Genomic DNA, 21,439 nt, shown 5'->3' with positions numbered 1-21,439 from the left:
GTCGTCGCGCCCGGTCGCTCAGTCGCGGTGCGACTTGCCGGGCAGGTCGAGCATCCGCTGGAGCGCAACGAGCGCATCGGCCTCGGTGTCGGGGTCGACGGTGATCCGGTTGACGACGGTGCCGGCGACCAGGCTCTCGAGGGCCCAGACGAGGTGCGGGAGGTCGATGCGGTTCATCGTCGAGCAGTAGCAGACGTTGCGGTCGAGGAAGACGATCGTCTTGTCGGGGTGGGCGTCGGCGAGGCGCTTGACCAGGTTGAGCTCGGTGCCGATGGCCCACACCGTGCCGGGCTCGGCGGCCTCGATGGTCTTGATGATGAACTCGGTGGAGCCGACCAGGTCGGCCTTGAGCACGACCTCGTGCTTGCACTCGGGGTGGACCAGCACGTTGATGCCGGGGTGCTTGACGCGCAGCTCGTCGACGACGTCCTCGGAGAAGCGGCCGTGCACCGAGCAGTGACCCTTCCAGAGGATCATCCGCGCATTCCGGAGCTCCTCCGCGGTCAGGCCGCCGCCGGGCTGCAACGGGTCCCACACGACGCACTCGTCGAGGCCGATGCCCATCTGGAGCACCGCGGTGTTGCGACCGAGGTGCTGGTCGGGCAGGAAGAGCACCTTGGCGCCCTCGCCGAGATCGGCCTTCTGGGCGAACGCCCAGTCCAGCGCGACGTCGGCGTTGGACGAGGTGCAGACGACTCCGCCGTTGCGCCCGCAGAACGCCTTGATGTCGGCGCTGGAGTTCATGTAGGTCACCGGGACGACGGCGTCCTGGATGCCCGCGTCGGCCATCGCGTCCCAGGCGTCCTCGACCTGGCGCAGACGGGCCATGTCGGCCATCGAGCAACCGGCGGCGAGGTCGGGGAGGACCACCTGCTGGCTCGGCGAGGTGAGGATGTCGGCGGACTCGGCCATGAAGTGGACGCCGCAGAAGACGATGAACTCCGCGGCAGGGCGTGCGGCCGCGTCGCGGGCCAGCTTGAAGGAGTCGCCGGTGACGTCGGCGAACTGGATGACCTCGTCGCGCTGGTAGTGGTGACCGAGGACGAAGACCCGCTCGCCCAACGCTTCCTTGGCCGCGCGCGCCCGGGCGACCAGGTCGGGGTCGGACGCCGCGGGCAGGTCGCCGGGACACTCCACGCCGCGCTCGGCGTCGAGGTCGCGGCCCTTGCCGAGGGGGAGGAGCGGCAGGTCGACGAGGCTCATTCCTTCATCCTATGAGGGGGCGCGGACAGCTCACCCGGGTGCCATGCTTCGGCCATGACGCGACGCGGTGAGGTGCTTGCCCTGGTGCAGGCCGGGGGCCAGGGGTCCCGGATGGACGTGCTGACGCGCGAGCGGGCCAAGCCCGCGCTGCCCTACGGCGGGGTGCACCGGCTGGTCGACTTCGCCCTCTCGGGGCTCGTGCACGCCGACCTCGCCGACGTGTGGGTGTCCCTGGAGTACCAGGTGACCTCGATCGACGACTACCTCTCCGGGGGTCGCCCGTGGAGCCTGGACCGCAACCGCGGCGGCTTCCGCCGCATCGTCCCGCAGACCGGCACCGGACCCGCGACCGAGAGCGGCTTCGCCCACGGCAACGGCGACCTGCTGCTGCGGATGTCGGCCGACATCGAGGCGTTCGGTGCGCGCACGCTCGCCGTGTGCAGCGCCGACCACGTCTTCAACATGGACCTCGCGCCCGTGGTCGAGGAGCACGTCGCCGCCGGTCGCGTGGCCACCGTGCTGACCAGCGAGGTCACCAAGAAGGACGCCTCGGACAACGTCGTCGTGATCGCAGGCCGCGACGGCACCGTCACCGGCGTCGAGAACAAGCCGTCCCGGCCCTCGGCGGGCACCGTCGCGACCGAGATCTTCCTCTACGACACCGAGGCGCTGCTGGCGACGCTGCGCGACCTGCGTCGCGAGCTGTCGGCGGAGGCCGACGGCGGCGACAGCGGCATCGGCGACTTCGGCGAGCACCTGCTTCCGCGGCTCGTGGAGACCGGGAAGACCGTCGCGGTCCCGCTGACCGGCTACTGGCGTGACGTCGGCCAGCCGAGCCTCTACCTGCAGTCCCACCGCGACCTGCTCGCCGGCCGGGTCGACGTCTTCGACCACCCCGGCCGGCCGGTCATCTCGCACTGGCCCGACCGTCCCGCCGCCCGTGTCCGGGCGTCGGGGGAGTGCCGCGACTCGATGCTGTCCCCGGGGGCGGACGTCGCCGGCCTCGTCACGGGCAGCGTGCTGGGTCCCGGCGTCGTGGTGGAAAAGGGTGCGGAGATCCACGACAGCGTGGTGATGGAGGACTGCGTCATCCGCGCGGGATCGGTGGTGCGCACCTCCGTCCTCGACGAGCGCTCCGAGGTGCTCGCGAAGGCACGGGTCGGCGCGGAGCCGACGCGGCGCCTGGCCCACGACGACGACCTCGTGCTCGTCGGCCGCGACTCCCGGGTCTCCGGCACCGTGGCCGCAGGCGCACGCCTGGAGCCGGGCTCGGCGACCTGAGGCGCCGCCCGACGGGTCGTCGGGCTAGAGCAGCGAGCCGTGGTGCAGGTAGGGCGCCGGCGGCTTCATCCGCCGCAGGCACAGGTAGCCGTTGGTGTAGATCGCCATCCGCGCTGCCAGCCCGACGTCGAGGGCCCACGCGTTGGCCGCCGTGACGTGGTGGACCGACACCTGCGTGCCCGGTGACGAGGACGCCAGGGCCTCCCACATGAGCCCCGACGCCGTACGCCGGTTGGTGGCCGCCACGAGCACCGGCGAGCCGTCGTCGTCGACGTAGGCGTAGCCCGATCCGGTCGAGTGGTCGGTCACCACCAGCCTGAACTGGGCGAGCAGCAGCTCGTGGTCACCGAGGTGGGCCGCGCCGCGCGTGCGGCGGTCGACGGAGTCCATCAGGTCCACGTCGCCGGCCGTGCCCTCGCGGACCCGGTCCACCACCGGGATCGCGCTCCGGTCGACCACCCCGGTGAGCATCATCTGCGGGTGCAGGTCGAAGCCGGCCAGCCGGTAGCGGCGTACGGCGCCGGGGTCGGCGCTGGCGGCGAACATGCCGCGCAGGCACCCGCGGCCGTGGTGCATCGCCGCCGCCATCAGCTCGGTGCCGATGCCGCGACCCTGGTGCTCGGGACGGACGGCGAAGGACGCGAGGATCCACATCAGCTCGCGGACCCGCGAGACCGCGCCGCCGACCACCTCGCCGTCGACCTCGGCCACCCAGCAGCCGCCCGGGTCGGTCACCAGCGCCTGCCCGGTCCGTCGGATCCAGTGGCTGTTGCGGGCGGCGGGGCGTCGTACGGGGTCGGGCCAGGCGCGCTGGTGGGTGCGGGTGTCGACCTCGTGGTAGGAGGTCGCGGTGATCTCGGCGAACGCCTCGAGGTCCTCCACGCGCATCGGCCGGACGAGCGGCGTGCTCACGACACGTGGGTGGCGTACCTCTGCAGGAGGTCGCCCCAGTGCGTGTACTTCTCGCGCACCTCCTCGGTGGCGGGGGTCCAGCCGCTGTGGACGAGCCGCACCAGCGTGCCTTCGGGTGCCTCGGTGAAGCGGACGTCGAGCACGGTCGCCTCCTCCTCGGGGTGCCCGAGCCAGAGCTCCTGCGTGTAGTGGCCGATCGGGTCCCACTTCATCACCCGGCCCCAGACGTACTGCTCCTCGCCGTGCACCGACGCGACCGGTCCGTCGGGGTCGATGGCGATGCCGTTGAAGGTGGGCGGCTCGGGGCTGAGCAGGGGATCCCACCACTCGCCCATCTGGGCCGTGAAGCCGACGAAGGCCTCGGTGATGCTCGCCGGGACCGTGATCTCGGCGACGATGGGGTCGAGGCTCATGCAGGTAAGCATGCCCGACGCACCCACTGCAAGGATGCAGCCATGCGCGTGCTGATCGCCCCGGACAAGTTCGCCGGCACCCTCACCGCGGTCCAGGCCGCGGAGGCGGTCGCCGCCGGCTGGCGCCGGCACGCGCCGGACGACGAGCTCGACCTCGCTCCCATGGCCGACGGCGGCCCCGGTTTCGTCGACGTCCTGCACGCCGCCCTCGGCGGATCCCTCGACGCCGTGACGGTCAGCGGGCCGCACGGCGACCCGGTGCCCGCGGTGGTGCTGCGGGTGGGCACGACGGCGTACGTCGAGAGCGCGCAGGCCGCCGGCCTGCACCTGTCCTCGGGTCCGGTCGAGACCGCCTCGAGCGCGGGCGTGGGTGAGCTGGTGCTGGCCGCGGTGGCCGGTGGCGCGACGACCGTCGTGGTCGGTCTGGGTGGGACCGGCACCAACGACGGCGGCGCGGGTGTCCTGGCCGCCCTCGGCGCGCAGGCCGACGGCGTGCTCGACGGCGGGGCAGCCCCGCTGGGGACCGTGACGACGGTGGACCTGTCCGCGGCACGCTCCCGGCTCGACGGAGTCACGCTCGTCGCGGCCAGCGACGTGGACAACCCCCTGACCGGGCTCTTCGGCGCCACCAAGACCTTCGGGCCGCAGAAGGGCGTCGCCGAGGACCGGGTCGCCGAGGTGGACGGGTGGCTCGAGGTCTTCGCCGCCGCCACCGATCGGCGTACGTCGCTGGAGAAGGGCGCCGGCGCCGCGGGCGGCATCGGCTACGCCCTCCTCGTCCTCGGCGCCTCCCGGGAGCCGGGCATCGGCCTGGTCGCGTCCGCGGTGTCGCTCGCCGACCGGGCCCGCGCGTCCGACCTGGTCGTGACCGGCGAGGGCGCCTTCGACTTCTCCAGCCGGGCCGGCAAGGTGCCCTACGGCGTGGCTGCCGTCGCCTCGGAGGCCCTCCGTCCCTGCATCGCCCTCGCCGGCCAGGTGCTCGTCGGCTCGCGCGAGATGCGCGCCCTCGGCATCGAGTCGGCGTACTCCCTCGTCGACCTGGTGGGGGAGGAGCGCGCGTTCAGCGCACCCGCCGACGCCCTCGCCGACCTCGCCGCCCGGGTCGCGCGCACCTGGTCGCGCTGACGCAGTCCCGATTGCGCCCACGACCTCCGCTCGCTCGTGGGGGTGGCGGCAGATCGCGAGCCGGTGCCGTCCCCGTGCGCAAGGTGCCGCCACCATCCCTTCGCTCGCTCGTGCGGGTGGCGGCAGATCGCGTGGCCACTGGCCGGACCCGCGCAATCTGCCGCCACCCCCGACGGGCCGACCCCGGGCCCGCAGCTGTCCACAGCAAGGACCTCGAGATCGTTGTCCACAGGCTCGGTCGCGGTCCTGTGACGGCCGGAGGGGGTGCCATGACCCTCGAGGCATGGATGAGCTGGAAGCGGTGCGTGGGCATCGACGCGGAGCGACGTGGGCGCGCGTGACGTACGGCGTGCACAAGCAGGCGGGTGCCTGGCAGTCGGCGGAGCATCCGCCGGCCTGGGCTGAGGACGACCTGTCCGGGTGGCAGCTCCTGATGACCGACGTCGGCTGCTTCACCGGGCTCACGGCCCTCGAGGTCCACGGGGTTCCCCTGCCTCCGTTGCCCGAGGAATGCCCTGTCTTCGTCGCGTTGGCCAAGGACGACCCGCGGCCCATGCGCAGCGGCGTGCACACGAGCCGCCACATCCGACCCGTGGAGCACGTCGTCGTGCGTGGCCTGCGTGTCGCGACTGTCCCTGAGGCGCTCACGGCGGCGGCGCGGTGGCTCGGCGTCGTCGACATCGTCGCGCTGATCGACGCGGCAATCTTCCTCGAGCTGGTCTCGCTGGAGCAGCTGGAGGTGATCGCGAGGACCCGACGACCGGGTGGCCGGCGGCTGCGAGCGGCGCTGCCTTTGGCGGACGGTCGCGCCCAGTCCCTGTGGGAGTCGCTGCTCCGGCTGCTGCACGTCGTGTGCGGCATCGAGGTGGAGCCACAGTGGGAGCTGGTGGATGCCGACGGAGTGCTGGTGGCTCAGGCCGATCTATGGGTCGTCGGGACGACTGCTCTTCATGAGTTCGACGGGGACGAGCACGAGAAGGCACCGCGCAGGGTCGGTGACCGGCGACGGGACCGCCGGGTCGATCGAGAGGGATTCGTGCGCCGCGGGTACACCGGGGGAGACGTCATCCATCGGGCGGTGACGATCCTGGAGGATGCCGACCGGTCGCTGGGGAGGGACCACGACCCCACTCGCATACGGGGATGGCACCGGCTTCTCCGGGACTCCCTGTTCACCCCCGCAGGGAGGCTCGCCTTTCTCAAGCGGATCCCCGTGGCGCCACCCCGGCGGCGTACCGCCTGAAGGTGGCGGCAGATCGCCGTTGCGCTCCTTGGCAGCGTGTGGTCCGCCGCCACCTCGCGGGATGGCGTACGGACGGTGGCGGCAGACGGGCCACCGCTGGCCCGCAAACGTGCAATCTGCCGCCACCCTCCCCGATCGGGCACCATTGCGCCCACGACCTCGGGGAATAACCCTCGGTGTGCGACCATTGAGGCAAGCAGTACCCGAGACTTCTGGAGTGATGAGATGACCGAGCAGGTCGAGACCACTGAGCGCCGCACCGATCAGATCAACCTTTCCGCTGTCGCCGCCAGCAAGATCAACAGCCTCCTCGAGCAGGAGGGTCGCGACGACCTGGCCCTGCGGATCTCCGTGCAGCCCGGTGGCTGCTCGGGCCTCCGCTACCAGCTCTTCTTCGATGAGCGCACCCTCGACGGCGACGTGACCACCGACTTCGACGGCGTGACCGTGGTCGTCGACCGGATGAGCGTCCCCTACCTCAACGGTGCCGAGATCGACTTCGTCGACACCATCGAGAAGCAGGGCTTCACGATCGACAACCCCAACGCCACCGGCTCCTGCGCCTGCGGCGACTCGTTCCACTGATCTGAGACACCACGAAGGCCCCCGCCCCTGGCGGGGGCCTTCGTCGTACGTCGTGGCTCGGGCTGCTCTCCGGCTGCTGACCGGGGCTTCGCAAGCTCAGCCCCGCGCGTCACCTCAGTCCAGGTGCAGGTGGAGCGCGTTGGCAATGCGGGTCGCGGCGTCGGAGACCCGGATCTCGCGCTTGCCGACCTCGGCCGGGTAGTCGTCGAAGTGCAGGCTGGGCGCGGGGGCGACAGCGGCCTGCGCGGCGCGCTCGAGGCGGCTCTGCAGACCGAGGTTGCGTCTCGTCTCCCGGCCGTCGGCGGCCATCTCGGCGGGGGTGCCCAGCTCGTCGCTGAAGAAGGGCGCGGGGCGTCGGGACGTCGTCATGGGGTCGACGGTATTGGCTACTGATGCGTATCCCGAGCCGTACCGCGGGGTAGTGTCCGGGCGTGTCCCTCCTCGTAGCCGGATCGATCGCGACCGACCACCTGATGTCCTTCCCGGGGAAGTTCGCCGACAGCCTGGTGGTCGACCAGCTCGACAAGCTCTCGGTCTCGTTCCTCGTCGAGGACCTCGAGGTACGACGCGGTGGCTGCGCGGCCAACATCTGCTTCGGGCTCGGCAACCTGGGCCTGCGCCCGGTGCTGGTCGGGGCGGTCGGCGAGGACTTCGCCGAGTACCGCGCGTGGCTGGAGCGCCACAACGTCGACTGCGACTCGGTGCACGTCTCCGAGACCCGCCACACCGCCCGCTTCGTGTGCACCAACGACACCGCCCACGCGCAGATCGCCAGCTTCTACGCCGGCGCGATGAGCGAGTCCCGCGAGATCGAGCTCAAGCCGATCGTCGACCGCGTGGGCGAGCCCGACTACGTCATCATCGGCCCCGACGACCCGCAGGGGATGCTCCGTCACACCGAGGAGTGCCGCCAGCGCGGCTACCGGTTCCTGGCCGACCCCTCCCAGCAGCTCGCCTTCGGCGACGGCGACCTGATCCGTCCGCTCATCGACGGCGCCGAGATCCTGTTCTCCAACGAGTACGAGGCCAGCCTGATCACCCAGAAGACCGGCTGGAGCGCCGCGGAGGTGCTCGACCGCGTCGGCACCTGGGTCGTCACTCTCGGCCCGGCCGGCGTCCGGATCGACCGGAAGGGCGAGGAGTCGGTCGTCGTGCCGGCCGTCCCGGAGATCGAGAAGGTCGAGCCGACCGGGGTCGGCGACGCGTTCCGTGCCGGCTTCATGGCCGCCCTCAGCTGGGGCCTGGGCCACGAGCGCGCCGCCCAGCTCGGCTGCCTGCTGGCGGTCTACGTCGTCGAGCAGGTCGGAACGCAGGAGTACGAGATCTCCCGCACCGCCTTCCTCGAGCGCTGCGCGGCGACCTACGGCGACGCGGCCGCGGCCGACTTCGAGCCGCACCTGCGCACGATCCGTCCCTGAGGGCCTGGGCCCTCGACCCTCAGGTGAGGCGTCGTACCACGTAGCGCGGTGCACCGTCGTCGGCGGCGTCCGCGCCGACGTAGTCCTGCGCCTTCATCCGGCACCAGGCCGGTACGTCGACCGCAGCCGCGGGGTCGTGGGCGACCACCGCCAGCAGCTCGCCGACCTCCACGTCGCCGAGGTGGCGCGCGAGCTCGATGACCGGCATCGGGCACGGCACCTCTCGGCAGTCGAGCTCGAGGGCGACGTCGAGGCGTCCACCGGGAGGGGGCGTCACAGGCCCACCCGTGACCGGATCTCGGTGACGACCCCGGGCAGCGCGTCGCAGAAGGCGTCGACGTCGGCGCGGTTGGTCTCGCGCTGGAGCGAGAGCCGGACGTTGCCGTGCGTCAGCACGCCCATCGCTTCCAGCACGTGGCTCGGGGTCAGGGTCGACGCGGTGCAGGCCGAGCCGCTCGCGATGCCGAAGCCGCGCCGGTCGAGCTCGGTCACCAGGGCCTCGCCGTCGACGTAGAGGCAGGAGAACGTCACCAGGTGGGGGAGGCGGATGTCGGGGTCGCCGACGACCTCGACGTCGGGCACCTCCGCGCCCACCCTGCGGCGTACGACGTCCACGAGCTCGTGCTGGCGCGCGTTGACCTCGTCGCGCTCGGCCACCACCGCCTGCAGCGCGGCCGCCGCAGCGAGGACCGCGGGGACGTTCTCGAAGCCGGTCGAGCGCTCGTCGGCGCGGTCGTCGCCCGGGAAGGGGTTGCGCCACCGCGCCCGCTTGCGGACGAGCAGCACGCCGACGCCCGCCGGGCCACCCCACTTGTGGGCCGACCCCGCGGCCGCCGCCCAGCCGCCGGGCAGGGGCAGCCGACCCATCGACGCACACGCGTCGGTGAAGAGCGGGACGTCGTCGGGCAGGTCGAGCCCGCCGACCGGCTGGAGGGTGCCCACCTCGTGGTTGGCGGTCTGGAGGGCGACGACGCCGACGCCGGGGGAGCGGGCGTCCTCGACGAGGCCTTCCCGGTCGACGAGACCGGACCGGTCGACGCGCACCTCCCGGTCGCTGCCGTCGGCCCCCCACGCCACCGCGTGGCGCACGGCCGAGTGCTCGACGGCCGAGAGCACGACCGCGCTCCCGCGCCGTGAGCCCCGCAGGAGCCCGAGCAGCCCCAGGTGGACGGCGTGCGTGCCGCTGGGGGTGAAGGTGACCTCGTCGGGCCGCACACCCAGCGCATCGGCCGTGGCCTCACGCGCGTTGTCGACCAGCAGTCGTGCGTCGCGGCCGGCGCGGTGCAGCCGGCGCGGGTCGGCGTACCCCCGGTCGAGGGCGGCCAGGAGCACCTCGCGCGCCGCCGGGTGCAGCGGCGCCGAGGACGCGCTGTCGAGGTCGACGGACCGGGCCGGAGGGGCAGTCACACGGGCAACTTATGCCACGCGCAGCCGCCTGCGCGCGGGCGGACGGACCGTGACCTGCGCAGATCGGCCGACACCCGACCCTGCCCCGCACGACGCGGTCAGATGGGGATACTCTCTGTGTGTCGTGAAGGACCGAGAGAGAGGCTCGTCAGTGGGTCTGCAAGTCCCCAACCTTTCAGGCGCGCCCCTGAAGCGCACCCTGAGGGTCGCGCTCCTGGGCGTGACGATGCTGGTGCTGGCCGGATGTTCCGAGGCCGACACGCACCAGATCCGCAACCTGGCCATGCCCGACCGGGCCACCGCCGAGGGTCCCTACACCTACGAGCTCTGGAAGTGGGCCTGGGTCGCCGCCATGGTGACCGGCGTGATCGTCTGGGGCCTCATCCTCTACGCCGTGGTGAAGTTCCGTCGTCGCAGCGACGACGAGGTGCCGCGGCAGACGCGCTACAACCTGCCGCTCGAGGTCTTCTACACGATCGCCCCGGTCCTCATGTGCGTCGTGTTCTTCTTCCACACCGTGCGGGTCCAGGACGAGGTGCTCAACCTCGACGCCAACCCCGACATGACCGTCGAGGTGCTCGGCCAGCAGTGGTCGTGGACGTTCAACTACGGCGTCGGCGAGCAGAACCCGTCCGCGACGGCTGAGGACGGCGACTTCGCCTACGGCTCCTACGTGTACACGTCCGGCACCGGCGCCGACATCCCGACGCTCGTGCTGCCGGTCGACCAGACCATCCAGTTCAACCTCCACTCTCCTGACGTCATCCACGACTTCGGCGTCCCGTCGTTCCTCGTGAAGATGGACGTCATCCCCGGCCGGGTCAACAGGCTCCAGGTCACCCCGACCGTCGAGGGCACCTACGCCGGCAAGTGCTACGAGCTCTGCGGTGTCTCCCACTCGCGGATGCTCTTCAACGTCGAGGTCGTCGGCCAGGAGGAGTACGACGCGTACCTCCTCGAGCTGGCCGACGCCGGCAACACCGCCGAGCAGCCCGTGCTCGGTGGCGACTTCGTCCGGGAACAGGCGGGTCTCGACGACGACTCGGAAGGACACAGCCAGTGAGCGCTGCAACCACAGCCACCCCGCACGCCGCGGCACCTCCGCCGGAGCGCAAGAAGCCGCTCGGTGAGCAGGCGGTGCGCCTGCTGACGACGACCGATCACAAGCTGATCGGCAAGATGTACCTGATCACCTCGTTCGGGTGGTTCCTCGTCGCCGGCCTGATGGCCATGCTGATCCGTTCCGAGCTCGCCTACCCTGGCCAGCAGATCGTCAACGACCAGCTCTACAACCAGCTGTTCACGATGCACGGCACGATCATGCTGCTGCTGTTCGCGACGCCGCTGTTCTTCGGCTTCGCCAACGTGATCATGCCGCTGCAGATCGGTGCGCCCGACGTGGCGTTCCCGCGCCTCAACATGTTCAGCTACTGGCTGTTCCTGTTCGGTGGCCTCATCGCCGCGTCCGGCTTCCTCACGCCCTCGGGCGCCGCCGACTTCGGCTGGTTCGCCTACACGCCGCTCTCCGACGCCGTACGCAGTCCGGGCGTGGGTGGTGACCTCTGGATCATGGGCCTCTGGATGGCCGGTCTCGGCTCGATCCTCGGTGGCGTCAACTTCATCACCACCATCATCTGCATGCGCGCGCCCGGCATGACGATGTTCCGGATGCCGATCTTCGTGTGGAACACGCTGATCACCAGCATGCTCGTGATCATGGTGTTCCCGATCCTCGCGGGGGCGCTGCTCTCGCTGGAGGCCGACCGGATCCTCGGTGCCCACGTGTTCGACCCGTCGCACGGCGGTCCGATCCTGTGGCAGCACCTGTTCTGGTTCTTCGGGCACCCGGAGGTCTACATCATCGCGTTGCCGTTCTTCGGCATCGTGTCGGAGATCCTCCCGGTCTTCAGCCGCAAGCCGATCTTCGGCTACGTCGGCCTGGTCGCCGCGACCCTCGGCATCGCGATGCTGTCGGTGGCGGTGTGGGCGCACCACATGTTCGTCACCGGCGCCGTGGACCTGCCGTTCTTCTCCGGCATGACCTTCCTGATCGCGGTCCCGACAGGAGTGAAGTTCTTCAACTGGATCGGCACGATGTGGGGGGGATCTCTGTCCTTCGACACCCCGATGCTGTGGTCGATCGGCTTCCTGGTGACCTTCCTCTTCGGTGGCCTCACCGGCGTCATCCTGGCCAGCCCGCCGCTGGACTTCCACGTGTCCGACTCCTACTTCGTGGTGGCGCACTTCCACTACGTCGTCTTCGGCACCGTGGTGTTCGCGATGTTCGCCGGGTTCTACTTCTGGTGGCCCAAGATGACCGGCCGGATGCTCGACGAGCGCCTCGGCAAGCTGCACTTCTGGATCCTGTTCGTCGGCTTCCACACCACGTTCCTGGTCCAGCACTGGCTGGGCGTCGAGGGCATGCCGCGTCGCTACGCCGACTACCTCCCGCAGGACGGCTTCACGACGCTCAACCAGATCTCCACGGTGGGCTCGTTCCTGCTGGCCGCCTCGACGCTGCCCTTCCTGCTCAACGTCTACCTCTCGGCCAAGGCGCCGAAGGTGGTCGTGGACGACCCGTGGGGCTGGGGCCGCTCGCTCGAGTGGGCGACCAGCTGCCCGCCGCCGCGCCACAACTTCCACACGCTGCCGCGCATCCGTTCCGAGTCGCCCGCCTTCGACCTGCACCACCCGGAGATCGCGCTGCTCGAGCTGGCCGACAACGACGCCGAGCGCGACGGCCAGGTGGCCGACGCGCCCGAGGTGCACGGCCGCGAGGAGATGCTGCGCGACCGCGCCGACCTTCCGGTCGACGGCACCCACGAGGAGAGGGACCGATGAAGGCCGAGGCATGGATCTTCGGGATCACCACCGTGTTCGTGGCGGTGGTGGCACCCGGCTACTGGTTCCTCTCCGGGGACTGGACCGGCACGTCCGCGCTGGTGATGACCGCCCTCCTCACCGCGATGATCACCCTCTACCTCGGGTTCCACGCCTCGCGCATGGACCCGCGGCCTGAGGACCGCAAGGAGGGCGAGATCGCCGACGGGGCCGGTGAGCTGGGCTTCTTCCCGCCCTACTCCTGGTGGCCGCTGTGGTGCGCCCTCGCCCTCGGTGTCATGGTCTACGGCGTCGCGATGTCGGCCTGGTGGCTGGTCATCATCGGCTTCACCACCGGTGCCGTCGTCACGTGCGGCTTCGTCTTCGAGTACTACCGGGGCGAGCACGCCCACTGAGCCGCGCCCCTGAGTGGGAATTCTGGAAGAGCCCGTCCGCGACGTACGCTGGACGGGTTCTTCTGTTCCACCGCCCCGCCCGTCCGGGGCGGGCTCTCCATGGGGGTCACGTCGCATGCGCACTCGCGCGCTCAGGTCCACGCGTCCCGCGCACCGTCGTACGGCGGCCGCGGCGGCGCTGCTGATGCTCTCCGCCGGCCTCGCCGCGTGCAGCAGCAGCCCCACGTCCGATGACGGCTCCCCGGCCGCTCCCGGCGACACCCCGGGTGCCTCGAAGGCCGCCCAGGTCGACCCCGTCCGGTTGACCACCAGCTTCGCCGACCCCGGGTCGGTGCCGATCGACGCGCCGGTGACCGTGTCGGCCGACGGCGGCGACCTGTCCGACGTACGCGTCACGTCCGCGGCCGGACCGGTCCAGGGCCGCGTCGAGGGCGGCACGTGGACCTCCACGTCCCTGCTCGAGCCGGGCACCGACTACCGGATCTCCGCCTCGGCGACCCGCTCCGACGGCGAGGCGGTCGAGCGCACCCGTGCATTCCACACCATCGACCTGACCCTCGACCAGCAGACCTACCCCTCGATCGCCCCGCTCGATGGCGAGACCGTCGGCGTCGGCATGCCCGTCGTGGTCACGTTCGACATCCCGGTCACCGACCGGGCGATGTTCGAGAAGCACATGAACGTCACCAGCACCCCCGCCCAGAAGGGCTCGTGGTACTGGCTGAGTGACAGCGAGGCGCACTTCCGCCCCGCCCGCTACTGGAAGGCCGGCACCGACGTCTCGGTCGACCTCGACCTCAACAGCCTGCCCGCCGGCAACGGCATCTACGGCCAGGAGGACCGTCAGCTGTCCTTCCACGTCGGCGACGCCCATGTCTACAAGGTCAACGCCCAGACCCACCAGATGCAGGTCTTCAGCAACGGCGAGCTGCTCCGCACGCTGCCGATCACCACCGGCAAGCCGGGCTTCACCACCCGCTCCGGGGTCAAGGTGATCATGGAGAAGTTCGAGACCCGCCGGATGAACTCCGAGACGGTCGGCATCAACCGCAACAGCCCCGAGGCCTACGACATCGACGACGTGCGCTGGGCGATGCGGGTCACCTACTCGGGCGAGTTCATCCACGCCGCGCCGTGGTCGGTCGGCTCCCAGGGCTACGCCAACGTCTCCCACGGCTGCACGGGCATGTCGACCGCCGACGCCGGCTGGCTCTACGCCATGACCCGGCGTGGCGACGTCGTGGAGTACACCGGCACCGACCGTCCGATGACGCTCGAGAACGGCTACGGCGACTGGAACCTCGCTCCGGCCGCCTGGAAGCAGGGCTCCGCGCTCAGCTGACGCCACCTCTCCGCCGTCGCCCCTACGGCACCGGAAATGGACGGTGCAAGCCGTTTCCGGGTGCGTACGGTCCTGGGTCGGCCCGCAACTGTGCGGGACCCTCCCAGAGAAGGAAGGACGATGGAGAACCTGACCCCGACGCTCATCAGCTGGGCGTCGATCCTCGAGGACAACACGCGCGCGCAGGCGGAGCGGACGGCCACGATGCCGTTCATCCACCCGCACGTCGCGCTGATGCCTGACGCACACCTCGGCCTGGGTGCCACCGTCGGGTCGGTCATCCCGACCCTCGGTGCGATCATCCCCGCCGCCGTCGGCGTGGACATCGGCTGCGGCATGATCGCCGTGCGGACCCAGTACGCCACCGGCGACCTGCCCAGCGACCGCAAGCCGGTGCGCCAGGCGATCGAGCGGGCCGTCCCGCTCAACGCCGGTGCCGCGAACCGCACGGTCAGCCGCGAGCACACCGAGCAGCGGCTCGAGCAGCTGCGGGCCCTGGCGGCCGAGGCCGGTTTCGACCCGGCGTCGTACGCCAAGCGGTGGGACCTGCAGCTGGGCACCCTCGGGTCGGGCAACCACTTCATCGAGGTCACCGCCGACGAGACCGGGGGAGTGTGGCTGTTCCTGCACTCGGGATCGCGAGGGGTCGGCAACCGGATCGCGCAGAAGCACATCGCGGTCGCCCGCGAGCTCTGCGCCGGCGAGGACCTGCCCGACCGTGACCTGGCCCACCTCACCGAGGGCACGGAGCAGTTCGATGCCTACATCCGCGAGATGCGGTGGGCGCAGACCTACGCGCTGCTCAACCGTGAGGAGATGATGGACCGGGTCGTGCGCCAGTTCGGCGAGTGGGTGGACGGTGACGTGGAGCGGGTGGAGGAGATCAACTGCCACCACAACTACACCGAGCCCGAGCACCACTACGGCCGCGACGTGTGGCTGTCCCGCAAGGGCGCGATCAACGCCGAGGCGGGCCGGCCCGGCCTGATCCCGGGGTCGATGGGTACGGCGTCCTACGTCGTCGTCGGGAAGGGCGACCCGGTGTCGCTCTGCTCCGCACCCCACGGGGCCGGCCGGGAGTACTCCCGGACCCGGGCGCGGAAGACCTTCACCGGCGACGACCTGCGGGCGGCGATGGCGGGGATCGAGTACCGCGACACCGACGCGTTCATCGACGAGATCCCGGCGGCCTACAAGGACATCGACCAGGTGATGGCCGACGCGGCCGACCTGGTGGAGGTGCGCCACGTGCTGCGGCAGCTGGTCAACGTCAAGGGCGACTGAGCCACGGGCGCGGCCGCCGGCTGAGCCACCGCGGACGAGCAGAGGGCCCGCCGGGAGTCATCCCGGCGGGCCCTCGTGCATGTCGTACGACGATCAGTGGTCGCGCAGCGGCACGTCGTCGGTGTCGCGCAGGCGGTGGTCGTCGAACTGGTGACCGTCGACCGGGTGGTCGAGGCCCGCCTGGAGCTCGGCCTCGTGCTCGGCGTGGTGGTGCGCCTCCTCGAGCTCGGTCCGGGTGGGCTTCTGCACGTTGTGGCTGTACATCCACGACGAGAGCCTGGCCCGCAGCTTCTCCGAGCGCGAGTTGGGTGCGGCCACGCCGGAGGCGTCGGTGTCGCTCCCGACCGTGTAGACCTCGTCGCGGTCGCGCGCGGTGAGGGTGTAGGCGGACGTCTCGTTGATCGGCAGGTGCCGCTCGGCGTACTGCCCCTCCGGGGAGCGGGTGATGATGCCCGTCTCGTAGCCGTGCAGCAGCTTCTCGTTGTCGTGACGCTGCAGCGAGATGCACCAGCGGCGGGTGATCCAGAACGCCAGGAGCGGACCGAGGAAGATCGCGACCCGCATGAAGTAGGTGATCTGGTTGATGCTGAGGTGCAGCTTGATGGCGATGATGTCGTTGCCGCCCGCGGCCCAGGCGAGGCCGTAGAAGGTCATCAGGGACACCATGACCGCCGTGCGCGTCGGCGCGTTGCGCGGACGCTGGAGCAGGTGGTGGTCCCGCTTGTCGCCGGTGATCCAGCCTTCGATGAACGGCAGGAGCATCAGGATGACCAGCATCATCGGGGGCACGATGAGGATCGGCAGCATCACGTTCCACGAGATCGTGTAGCCGAAGATCACCGACTCCCAGCCGGTCGGGATGATGCGCAGGAGGCCGTCGGGCCAGCCCATGTACCAGTCGGGCTGCGAGCCGGCCGTCACCTTGGTCGGGTCGTAGGGGCCGAACTTCCACACCGGGTTGATCGACAGCAGGCCGCCCATGATGGCGATGACACCGAAGACCATGAAGAAGAAGCCACCGGCCTTGGCGGCGTACACCGGGAGCATCGGGAAGCCGACGACGTTCTGCTCGGTGCGGCCGGGGCCGGGCCACTGCGTGTGCTTGTGGTAGACGAGCAGCAGCATGTGCGCGGCGATCAGGGCGAGCAGGATGCCCGGGATCAGCAGCACGTGGATGATGTAGAGGCGCGGGATGATCGACTCGCCGGGGAACTCGCCGCCGAAGAGCAGGAACGACATGTAGCTGCCGGCGACCGGGGTCGCCTTGAGGAAGCCGTCAGCCGCCCGGACGCCGGTGCCCGAGAGCAGGTCGTCGGGGAGCGAGTAGCCGGTGAAGCCCTCGAGCGTGCCGAGGAGCAGCAGGAGGCAGCCGATGACCCAGTTGAGCTCGCGCGGCTTGCGGTAGGCGCCGGTGAAGGCGACACGGAGCAGGTGGACCATCATCGAGGCGATGAAGATCGCGGCCGCCCAGTGGTGCATCTGGCGCATCAGCAGGCCGCCGCGCACGTCGAAGGAGATGTGCAGGGTCGAGGCCATCGACTCCGACATCCCGACGCCGCGCAGCTGGTCGTAGGAGCCCTCGTAGGTGATGTGACCCATGGAGGGGTTGAACCACAGGGTCAGGAAGACACCCGTGAGCAGCAGGACCACGAAGCTCCACAGGGCGATCTCGCCCAGCATGAACGACCAGTGGTCGGGGAAGACCTTGCGCAGGTTCTTCTTCATCGCCGTGGCCAGGCCCAGGCGGTCGTCGGCCCAGGAGGCCAGCGAGCCGGCAGGGCCGGGCTTCGATGCGGTTGCGGCGTCCGTGCGATTGCTCGTCGCGACCTTGCTGGTGTCGACGCTCACAGCTTCTCACGCTCCCAAAAGCTAGCCCCGATGGGCTCGTTGAAGTCGCTCTGAGCGACCAGGTAGCCCTCGTCATCCACCGCGATGGGCAGCTGGGGGAGGGGGCGGGCAGCCGGACCGAAGATGACCTTCGCGTGGTCCGCGAGGTCGAAGGTCGACTGGTGGCACGGGCACAGCACGTGGTGGGTGGTGCGCTCGTAGAGGGAGATCGGGCAACCCACGTGGGTGCAGATCTTCGAGTAGGAGATGATCCCGTCGACGGTCCACTTCTCGCGGCCCGGGAGCGGGATGATGTCGTCGGGGTCCATCCGGACGATGATGATGGCGCCCTTGGCCTTCTCGGCCTGCTCCTCCGCGCCGTGCAGCTCGGGGTAGCCGTTCTCCTCCGTCGGGAACATCGCCTCGGGGGCGGCGTTGATCAGGTCGCCCATCTCGATCTCGCTGGCGAGGATCGGCGTGCCGACGACGTCTCGCACCAGGCGCATGCCCGGCTCCCAGATGGTCTGCCCGAGCTTGTCGACGTCGAGGGCGTTGCCGGGGGCCAGGTCGCGCAGCAGCACGATCGTCGGCAGGCCGAGCACGCCGATGGCGCCGAGCATGGTGTTGCGCACCAGCGGGCGGCGGCCGATGCCGGCCTCCGCGAGCCCGTCGTTGAGGGCCTGGACGGTGAGGTCGCGGTCCTCCTGCGGCGACGCGGCCGGGTGGCGCATCTCGACCATCTCGTGGTCGGCCATCAGCTTGCGGGCCAGGTGGATGATGCCGGTGCCGATGAGCAGCAGGCTGAGGCCGAGGGTCAGACCGAGGGTGATCGTCGACGCGCCGAGGCCGGCGAAGGTGTCCCAGTTGTCGCCGACCTCGAAGGAGAAGTAGGCGACCACGAAGAGGACGGCGAAGAGCATCGCGGCGATGAACATGGCCGCGATCTGGCGCTCGGCGCGCTTCTCGGCCTTGGGGTCGACGTCGGTGGGACGCCAGGTGTGGGCCGGCAGCCCCGGGTCGGAGATCGGCTCGGCGTCGCGGTGCGTGGGCACGTGCGTCGCGTAGGCCACGGGAGTGCCGTCGGGCGCGTTGACGGGGTGCTCCGGGGTCGAGGAGTTGTCGTTGCTCACGCGTTCACCTTGCTCTTCTTGCTGCGGGTCGTGTGCGAGGCGATCCAGACCGCTGCGCCCACCAGACCGCCGATGCCGATGACCCAGGCGAACAGGCCCTCGGAGACCGGCCCCAGCCCGCCCAGGGTGAAGCCGGCGTACTCGGGGGTCTCCTCGAGACTACCGAGGTAAGCAATGACGTCCCGCTTCTCCTCGGGGGAGAGGTTGCCGTTGCTGAAGTTGGGCATCTGCTGGGGGCCGGTGAGCATCGCCTCGAAGATGTACTTCGGCTCGACGCCGTGGAGCGTGGGGGCGTAACCGCCACGGGGCATCGCGCCGCCGGCGCCGTTGAAGTTGTGGCACGCGGTGCAGTTGGTGAGGAAGATCTGGCCGCCGCGGGAGATCGCCTCCTGGCGCTCCTCCTCCGACAGCTCGTCGATCGAGTAGTCGGCCTCGTTGGGGATGGCCGGGCCGGGGCCCAGCGATGCGACGTAGGCGGCGAGCGCGGCGACCTCTTCGTCGTTGAACGCGACCTGCTTGCGCGGCGCCTGCTGGCCAGGGCTCGCCATCGGCATGCGGCCGGTGCCGACCTGGAAGTCGACGGCAGCGGCGCCCACGCCCACGAGCGACGGGCCGAGCTGGTAGCCGTCGCGGACGGTGGGCACGCCCTCGCCGTTCTGGCCGTGGCAGAACGAGCAGCTGGCGATGAAGAGCTCCTTGCCCTTCGCGACCTGCTCGGTCTCGCTCGCCTGCGAGTCAGCCTGGGCGGGGGAGAAGACCGCGTAGAGGGAGCCGCTGATCAACAGTCCCAGCAGCAGCACGGCGAGACCCGCAAGCGGTCCCCGACGGTGCCGGGAGAGGCGTCCAGCGGTTCGGTTGAGCAAACGCACGATGAGTCCTTGCCGGTTGCGACGGTGTTGGCTGTCTGGGCGGTGCTTACTGGATGACGTAGATCGTGAAGAACAGACCGATCCAGACCACGTCGACGAAGTGCCAGTAGTAGGACACGACGATCGCGGTGACGGCTTGCTCGTGGGTGAAGCGTCGGGCCAGGTAGGTGCGGCCCAGGACGAACAGGAAGGCGATCAGTCCTCCGGCCACGTGGATGCCGTGGAAGCCGGTGGTCAGGTAGAACATCGAGCCGTAGGCGGAGCTCGGGATGGTCACGCCGTGCTCGATCAGTTCGGCGTACTCCAGGGCCTGGCCACCGATGAACACGGCGCCCATGACGTAGGTGAGGATGAACCACTCGCGCAGGCCCCACTTGGCGAAGTTGAGCAGGCCCCCGGTGCGCCCGACCTGGCCGCGCTCGGCGGCGAAGACGCCCCACTGGCAGGCGAAGGACGACGCGACCAGGATCGCGGTGTTGGCGGTGGAGAAGGGGACGTTGAGCTTGGCGGTCTCCTGCGCCCACAGCTCGGGGCTCACCGCCCGGATGGTGAAGTAGGACGCGAACAGCGCCGCGAAGAACATCAGCTCGCTCGAGAGCCAGATGATGGTGCCCACGCTGACCATGCTGGGTCGGTCGTGGTGCCCGTGCAGACGGGAGGCCGGAATCGTCGCAGTTGCTGTCGCCACGGAGCCATTATGGCCGTTGGTGGGGACGAGGGGCACCCCGACCCCCTGTGTTGTCCCGTCATAAAGTTCACAGCGTGCACAACGCTCTCCTCGCCCTCTCCGCGGACGCCGCCGAGGTCCTCCCGAGATTCACGCTCGGACGCGTGCTGACGGACTGGGGGATCGACCCGATCCCCTTCGTGGTGACCGTCTGGGCGGTCGGGCTCTACAGCCTCGGGGTGGCCGTCCTGCACCGCCGCGGCGACCGCTGGCCCATCGGCCGGACGCTGTCGTTCGTGGTGCTGGGGATGGGCTCGTTCGCCTTTGCCACCATGTCGGGGCTGGGCATCTACGACACGACGCTGCTGAGCGTCCACATGGTCCAGCACATGGTGCTGTCGATGGTCGTGCCGCTCGCCCTGGCGCTCGGCGCACCGGTCACGCTCGCCCTCCGGACGCTGCCGGCGACGCCGCGGCGCTGGCTGTTGGTGGTGCTCCACTCCCGGGTGGCGAAGGTGCTGTCCTTCCCGCCCCTGGCCTTCGCCCTCTACGTGGCCTCCCCGTGGGCGCTCTACTTCAGCCCCTGGTACGACGCCAGCCTGGGCTCGTCGTTCGTCCACCAGATGATGCACATCCACCTGGTGCTGGTCGGGACGCTGTTCTTCTGGCCCCTGGTGGGCGTCGACCCGGTGCCCGGCCGGGTCAGCCCCCCGTTCCGCGTGCTCCTCACGCTCATGACCCTCCCCTTCCACGCGTTCCTGGGCGTCACGATCATGGGCCAGACGACGCTCGTCGGCGAGGAGCACTACCTCGCGCTGCGGGAGGGACCGATGGGCGCCTGGCTGCCGCCGATGCTCGAGGACCAGCACCTGGCCGGCGGGATCCTCTGGGCCAGCGGCGACCTCATCGGCGTGCTGTTCTTCGGGGTCATCTTCATCCAGTGGGTGCGCTCGTCGATGAAGGAAGCTGCCCGGGAGGACCGGCGACTGGACCTTGCGGAGCGGCGTACGCGACCGCCCGGTGCTGTGACGCATGCCTCGGCACGCGGCGCCGATGACGACGGTTACGATGCCTCTCGTGACTGATGCCGCCGCCGACCGCGCCCTGAAGGTCCTCGTCTACAGCGACGACGTGAACACCCGCCAGCAGGTCATCCTCGCGCTGGGTCGCCGTCCGCACCCCGACCTCCCCGAGCTCGAGTACGTCGAGGTGGCCACCGAGCCGGTCGTCCTGCAGAACATGGACCGCGGCGACATCGCCCTGGCCATCCTCGACGGTGAGGCCGTCCCCGCGGGCGGCATGGGCATCGCCAAGCAGCTCAAGGACGAGATCTACCAGTGCCCGCCCGTCGTGGTGCTGACCGGTCGACCCCAGGACGCCTGGCTCGCGACCTGGTCGCGAGCCGAGGCGGCCGTCCCACACCCCATCGACCCGATCCAGCTCGCCGAGGCCGTCATCGGCCTGCTCCGACCGTCGGTGCCGGCCACCTCCTGACAC

General features: G+C 70.4%; 22 protein-coding genes. 12 read left to right on the top strand and 10 right to left on the bottom strand.

All coding sequences use genetic code 11. From position 1 onward, the window contains the following. Positions 1-18: 18 nt before the first annotated feature. Positions 19-1,203, bottom strand: coding sequence for a quinolinate synthase NadA (nadA, locus tag AC1DP1_RS15140; protein WP_477507509.1), 1,185 nt, complete (start codon positions 1,201-1,203; stop codon positions 19-21). 54 nt (positions 1,204-1,257) lie between these two features. On the opposite strand from nadA, the gene AC1DP1_RS15135 reads away from it, so the two are divergent. Continuing rightward, positions 1,258-2,484, top strand: a complete 1,227-nt coding sequence (locus AC1DP1_RS15135; RefSeq protein ID WP_477507508.1) for a glucose-1-phosphate adenylyltransferase family protein — start codon at positions 1,258-1,260, stop codon at positions 2,482-2,484. 24 nt (positions 2,485-2,508) lie between these two features. Here AC1DP1_RS15135 and AC1DP1_RS15130 read toward each other — a convergent pair whose 3' ends face one another. After that, a complete protein-coding gene (locus AC1DP1_RS15130; protein ID WP_477507507.1) occupies positions 2,509-3,396 on the bottom strand; it encodes a GNAT family N-acetyltransferase in 888 nt (295 codons plus the stop codon). Next, complete coding sequence (locus AC1DP1_RS15125) at positions 3,393-3,809, bottom strand: SRPBCC family protein (protein ID WP_477507506.1); 417 nt, start codon at positions 3,807-3,809, stop codon at positions 3,393-3,395. The genes AC1DP1_RS15130 and AC1DP1_RS15125 overlap by 4 nt, the downstream gene beginning before the upstream one ends. A 42-nt stretch (positions 3,810-3,851) precedes the next feature. On the opposite strand from AC1DP1_RS15125, the gene AC1DP1_RS15120 reads away from it, so the two are divergent. From AC1DP1_RS15120 to erpA, 3 genes are all read left to right on the top strand, one after another. Continuing rightward, positions 3,852-4,934 carry a glycerate kinase family protein gene (locus AC1DP1_RS15120; RefSeq protein WP_477507505.1) on the top strand — a complete coding sequence of 361 codons (1,083 nt, stop codon included), beginning with the start codon at positions 3,852-3,854 and terminating at the stop codon, positions 4,932-4,934. A gap of 283 nt (positions 4,935-5,217) precedes the next feature. Beyond that, entirely contained in the window at positions 5,218-6,177 is a 960-nt protein-coding gene (locus AC1DP1_RS15115) for a hypothetical protein (RefSeq protein ID WP_477507504.1), read from the top strand. A 225-nt stretch (positions 6,178-6,402) separates the two neighbouring features. Continuing rightward, positions 6,403-6,762 (top strand): iron-sulfur cluster insertion protein ErpA, encoded by a 360-nt coding sequence (erpA, locus tag AC1DP1_RS15110; protein WP_191196820.1) that lies wholly within the window; start codon positions 6,403-6,405, stop codon positions 6,760-6,762. Positions 6,763-6,876: 114 nt separating this feature from the next. Here the strand turns inward: erpA and AC1DP1_RS15105 are convergent, their stop codons facing one another. Next, positions 6,877-7,131, bottom strand: a complete 255-nt coding sequence (locus AC1DP1_RS15105; protein WP_477507503.1) for a hypothetical protein — start codon at positions 7,129-7,131, stop codon at positions 6,877-6,879. Positions 7,132-7,193: 62 nt separating this feature from the next. Between AC1DP1_RS15105 and AC1DP1_RS15100 the strand changes: the two genes are divergently transcribed. Beyond that, the gene (locus tag AC1DP1_RS15100) at positions 7,194-8,180 is read left to right on the top strand and encodes a carbohydrate kinase family protein (RefSeq protein WP_477507502.1); all 987 of its coding nucleotides are present in this window, start codon (positions 7,194-7,196) and stop codon (positions 8,178-8,180) included. A gap of 19 nt (positions 8,181-8,199) precedes the next feature. Here the strand turns inward: AC1DP1_RS15100 and AC1DP1_RS15095 are convergent, their stop codons facing one another. Both AC1DP1_RS15095 and AC1DP1_RS15090 read right to left on the bottom strand, forming a co-directional pair. After that, positions 8,200-8,457, bottom strand: a complete 258-nt coding sequence (locus AC1DP1_RS15095) for a sulfurtransferase TusA family protein (RefSeq protein ID WP_477507501.1) — start codon at positions 8,455-8,457, stop codon at positions 8,200-8,202. Next, a complete protein-coding gene (locus AC1DP1_RS15090) occupies positions 8,454-9,587 on the bottom strand; it encodes a cysteine desulfurase family protein (protein WP_477507500.1) in 1,134 nt (377 codons plus the stop codon). Before AC1DP1_RS15090 ends, AC1DP1_RS15095 begins: the two co-directional genes overlap by 4 nt. Before the next feature lie 49 nt (positions 9,588-9,636). Here AC1DP1_RS15090 and ctaC point away from each other — a divergent pair, with 49 nt between their 5' ends. The 5 genes from ctaC (at position 9,637) to AC1DP1_RS15065 (ending at position 15,449) form a co-directional block, all read left to right on the top strand. Next, positions 9,637-10,650 (top strand): aa3-type cytochrome oxidase subunit II, encoded by a 1,014-nt coding sequence (gene ctaC, locus AC1DP1_RS15085; RefSeq protein WP_477507499.1) that lies wholly within the window; start codon positions 9,637-9,639, stop codon positions 10,648-10,650. Then, positions 10,647-12,428 carry an aa3-type cytochrome oxidase subunit I gene (gene ctaD / locus AC1DP1_RS15080; protein WP_457185317.1) on the top strand — a complete coding sequence of 594 codons (1,782 nt, stop codon included), beginning with the start codon at positions 10,647-10,649 and terminating at the stop codon, positions 12,426-12,428. Before ctaC ends, ctaD begins: the two co-directional genes overlap by 4 nt. Further along, complete coding sequence (locus tag AC1DP1_RS15075) at positions 12,425-12,823, top strand: cytochrome c oxidase subunit 4 (RefSeq protein ID WP_457185319.1); 399 nt, start codon at positions 12,425-12,427, stop codon at positions 12,821-12,823. Before ctaD ends, AC1DP1_RS15075 begins: the two co-directional genes overlap by 4 nt. Positions 12,824-12,938: 115 nt before the next feature. After that, positions 12,939-14,165 carry a L,D-transpeptidase gene (locus AC1DP1_RS15070; RefSeq protein WP_477507498.1) on the top strand — a complete coding sequence of 409 codons (1,227 nt, stop codon included), beginning with the start codon at positions 12,939-12,941 and terminating at the stop codon, positions 14,163-14,165. Positions 14,166-14,285: 120 nt separating this feature from the next. Next, a complete protein-coding gene (locus AC1DP1_RS15065; RefSeq protein WP_477507497.1) occupies positions 14,286-15,449 on the top strand; it encodes an RtcB family protein in 1,164 nt (387 codons plus the stop codon). A gap of 93 nt (positions 15,450-15,542) precedes the next feature. On the opposite strand, the gene qcrB is transcribed toward AC1DP1_RS15065, so the two are convergent. From qcrB to ctaE, 4 genes are read right to left on the bottom strand one after another with little or no spacing between them, the layout of a single operon-like run. Further along, positions 15,543-17,297 carry a cytochrome bc1 complex cytochrome b subunit gene (gene qcrB / locus AC1DP1_RS15060; protein ID WP_457185325.1) on the bottom strand — a complete coding sequence of 585 codons (1,755 nt, stop codon included), beginning with the start codon at positions 17,295-17,297 and terminating at the stop codon, positions 15,543-15,545. Next, entirely contained in the window at positions 17,294-18,406 is a 1,113-nt protein-coding gene (gene qcrA / locus AC1DP1_RS15055; RefSeq protein ID WP_477507496.1) for a cytochrome bc1 complex Rieske iron-sulfur subunit, read from the bottom strand. The genes qcrB and qcrA overlap by 4 nt, the downstream gene beginning before the upstream one ends. Beyond that, the gene (gene qcrC, locus AC1DP1_RS15050) at positions 18,403-19,275 is read right to left on the bottom strand and encodes a cytochrome bc1 complex diheme cytochrome c subunit (protein ID WP_477507495.1); all 873 of its coding nucleotides are present in this window, start codon (positions 19,273-19,275) and stop codon (positions 18,403-18,405) included. Before qcrC ends, qcrA begins: the two co-directional genes overlap by 4 nt. A gap of 46 nt (positions 19,276-19,321) precedes the next feature. Further along, positions 19,322-19,900: an aa3-type cytochrome oxidase subunit III gene (ctaE, locus tag AC1DP1_RS15045; RefSeq protein WP_457185614.1), complete on the bottom strand. Its 579-nt coding sequence runs from the start codon at positions 19,898-19,900 to the stop codon at positions 19,322-19,324. Positions 19,901-20,037: 137 nt separating this feature from the next. Here ctaE and AC1DP1_RS15040 point away from each other — a divergent pair, with 137 nt between their 5' ends. Together AC1DP1_RS15040 and AC1DP1_RS15035 are read left to right on the top strand one after the other, a co-directional pair. Next, on the top strand, positions 20,038-21,027 hold the full coding sequence (locus AC1DP1_RS15040; protein WP_477507494.1) for a cytochrome c oxidase assembly protein: 990 nt from the start codon (positions 20,038-20,040) through the stop codon (positions 21,025-21,027). Beyond that, positions 21,020-21,436, top strand: coding sequence for an Rv3143 family two-component system response regulator (locus AC1DP1_RS15035; protein WP_477507493.1), 417 nt, complete (start codon positions 21,020-21,022; stop codon positions 21,434-21,436). Before AC1DP1_RS15040 ends, AC1DP1_RS15035 begins: the two co-directional genes overlap by 8 nt. Positions 21,437-21,439 lie beyond the last annotated feature (3 nt).

It is taken from the genome of Nocardioides sp. P4_G10 (assembly GCF_056401175.1).
Note: the sequence above shows the minus strand (reverse complement) of the source record. Positions and strands in the feature narration are given on the sequence as shown.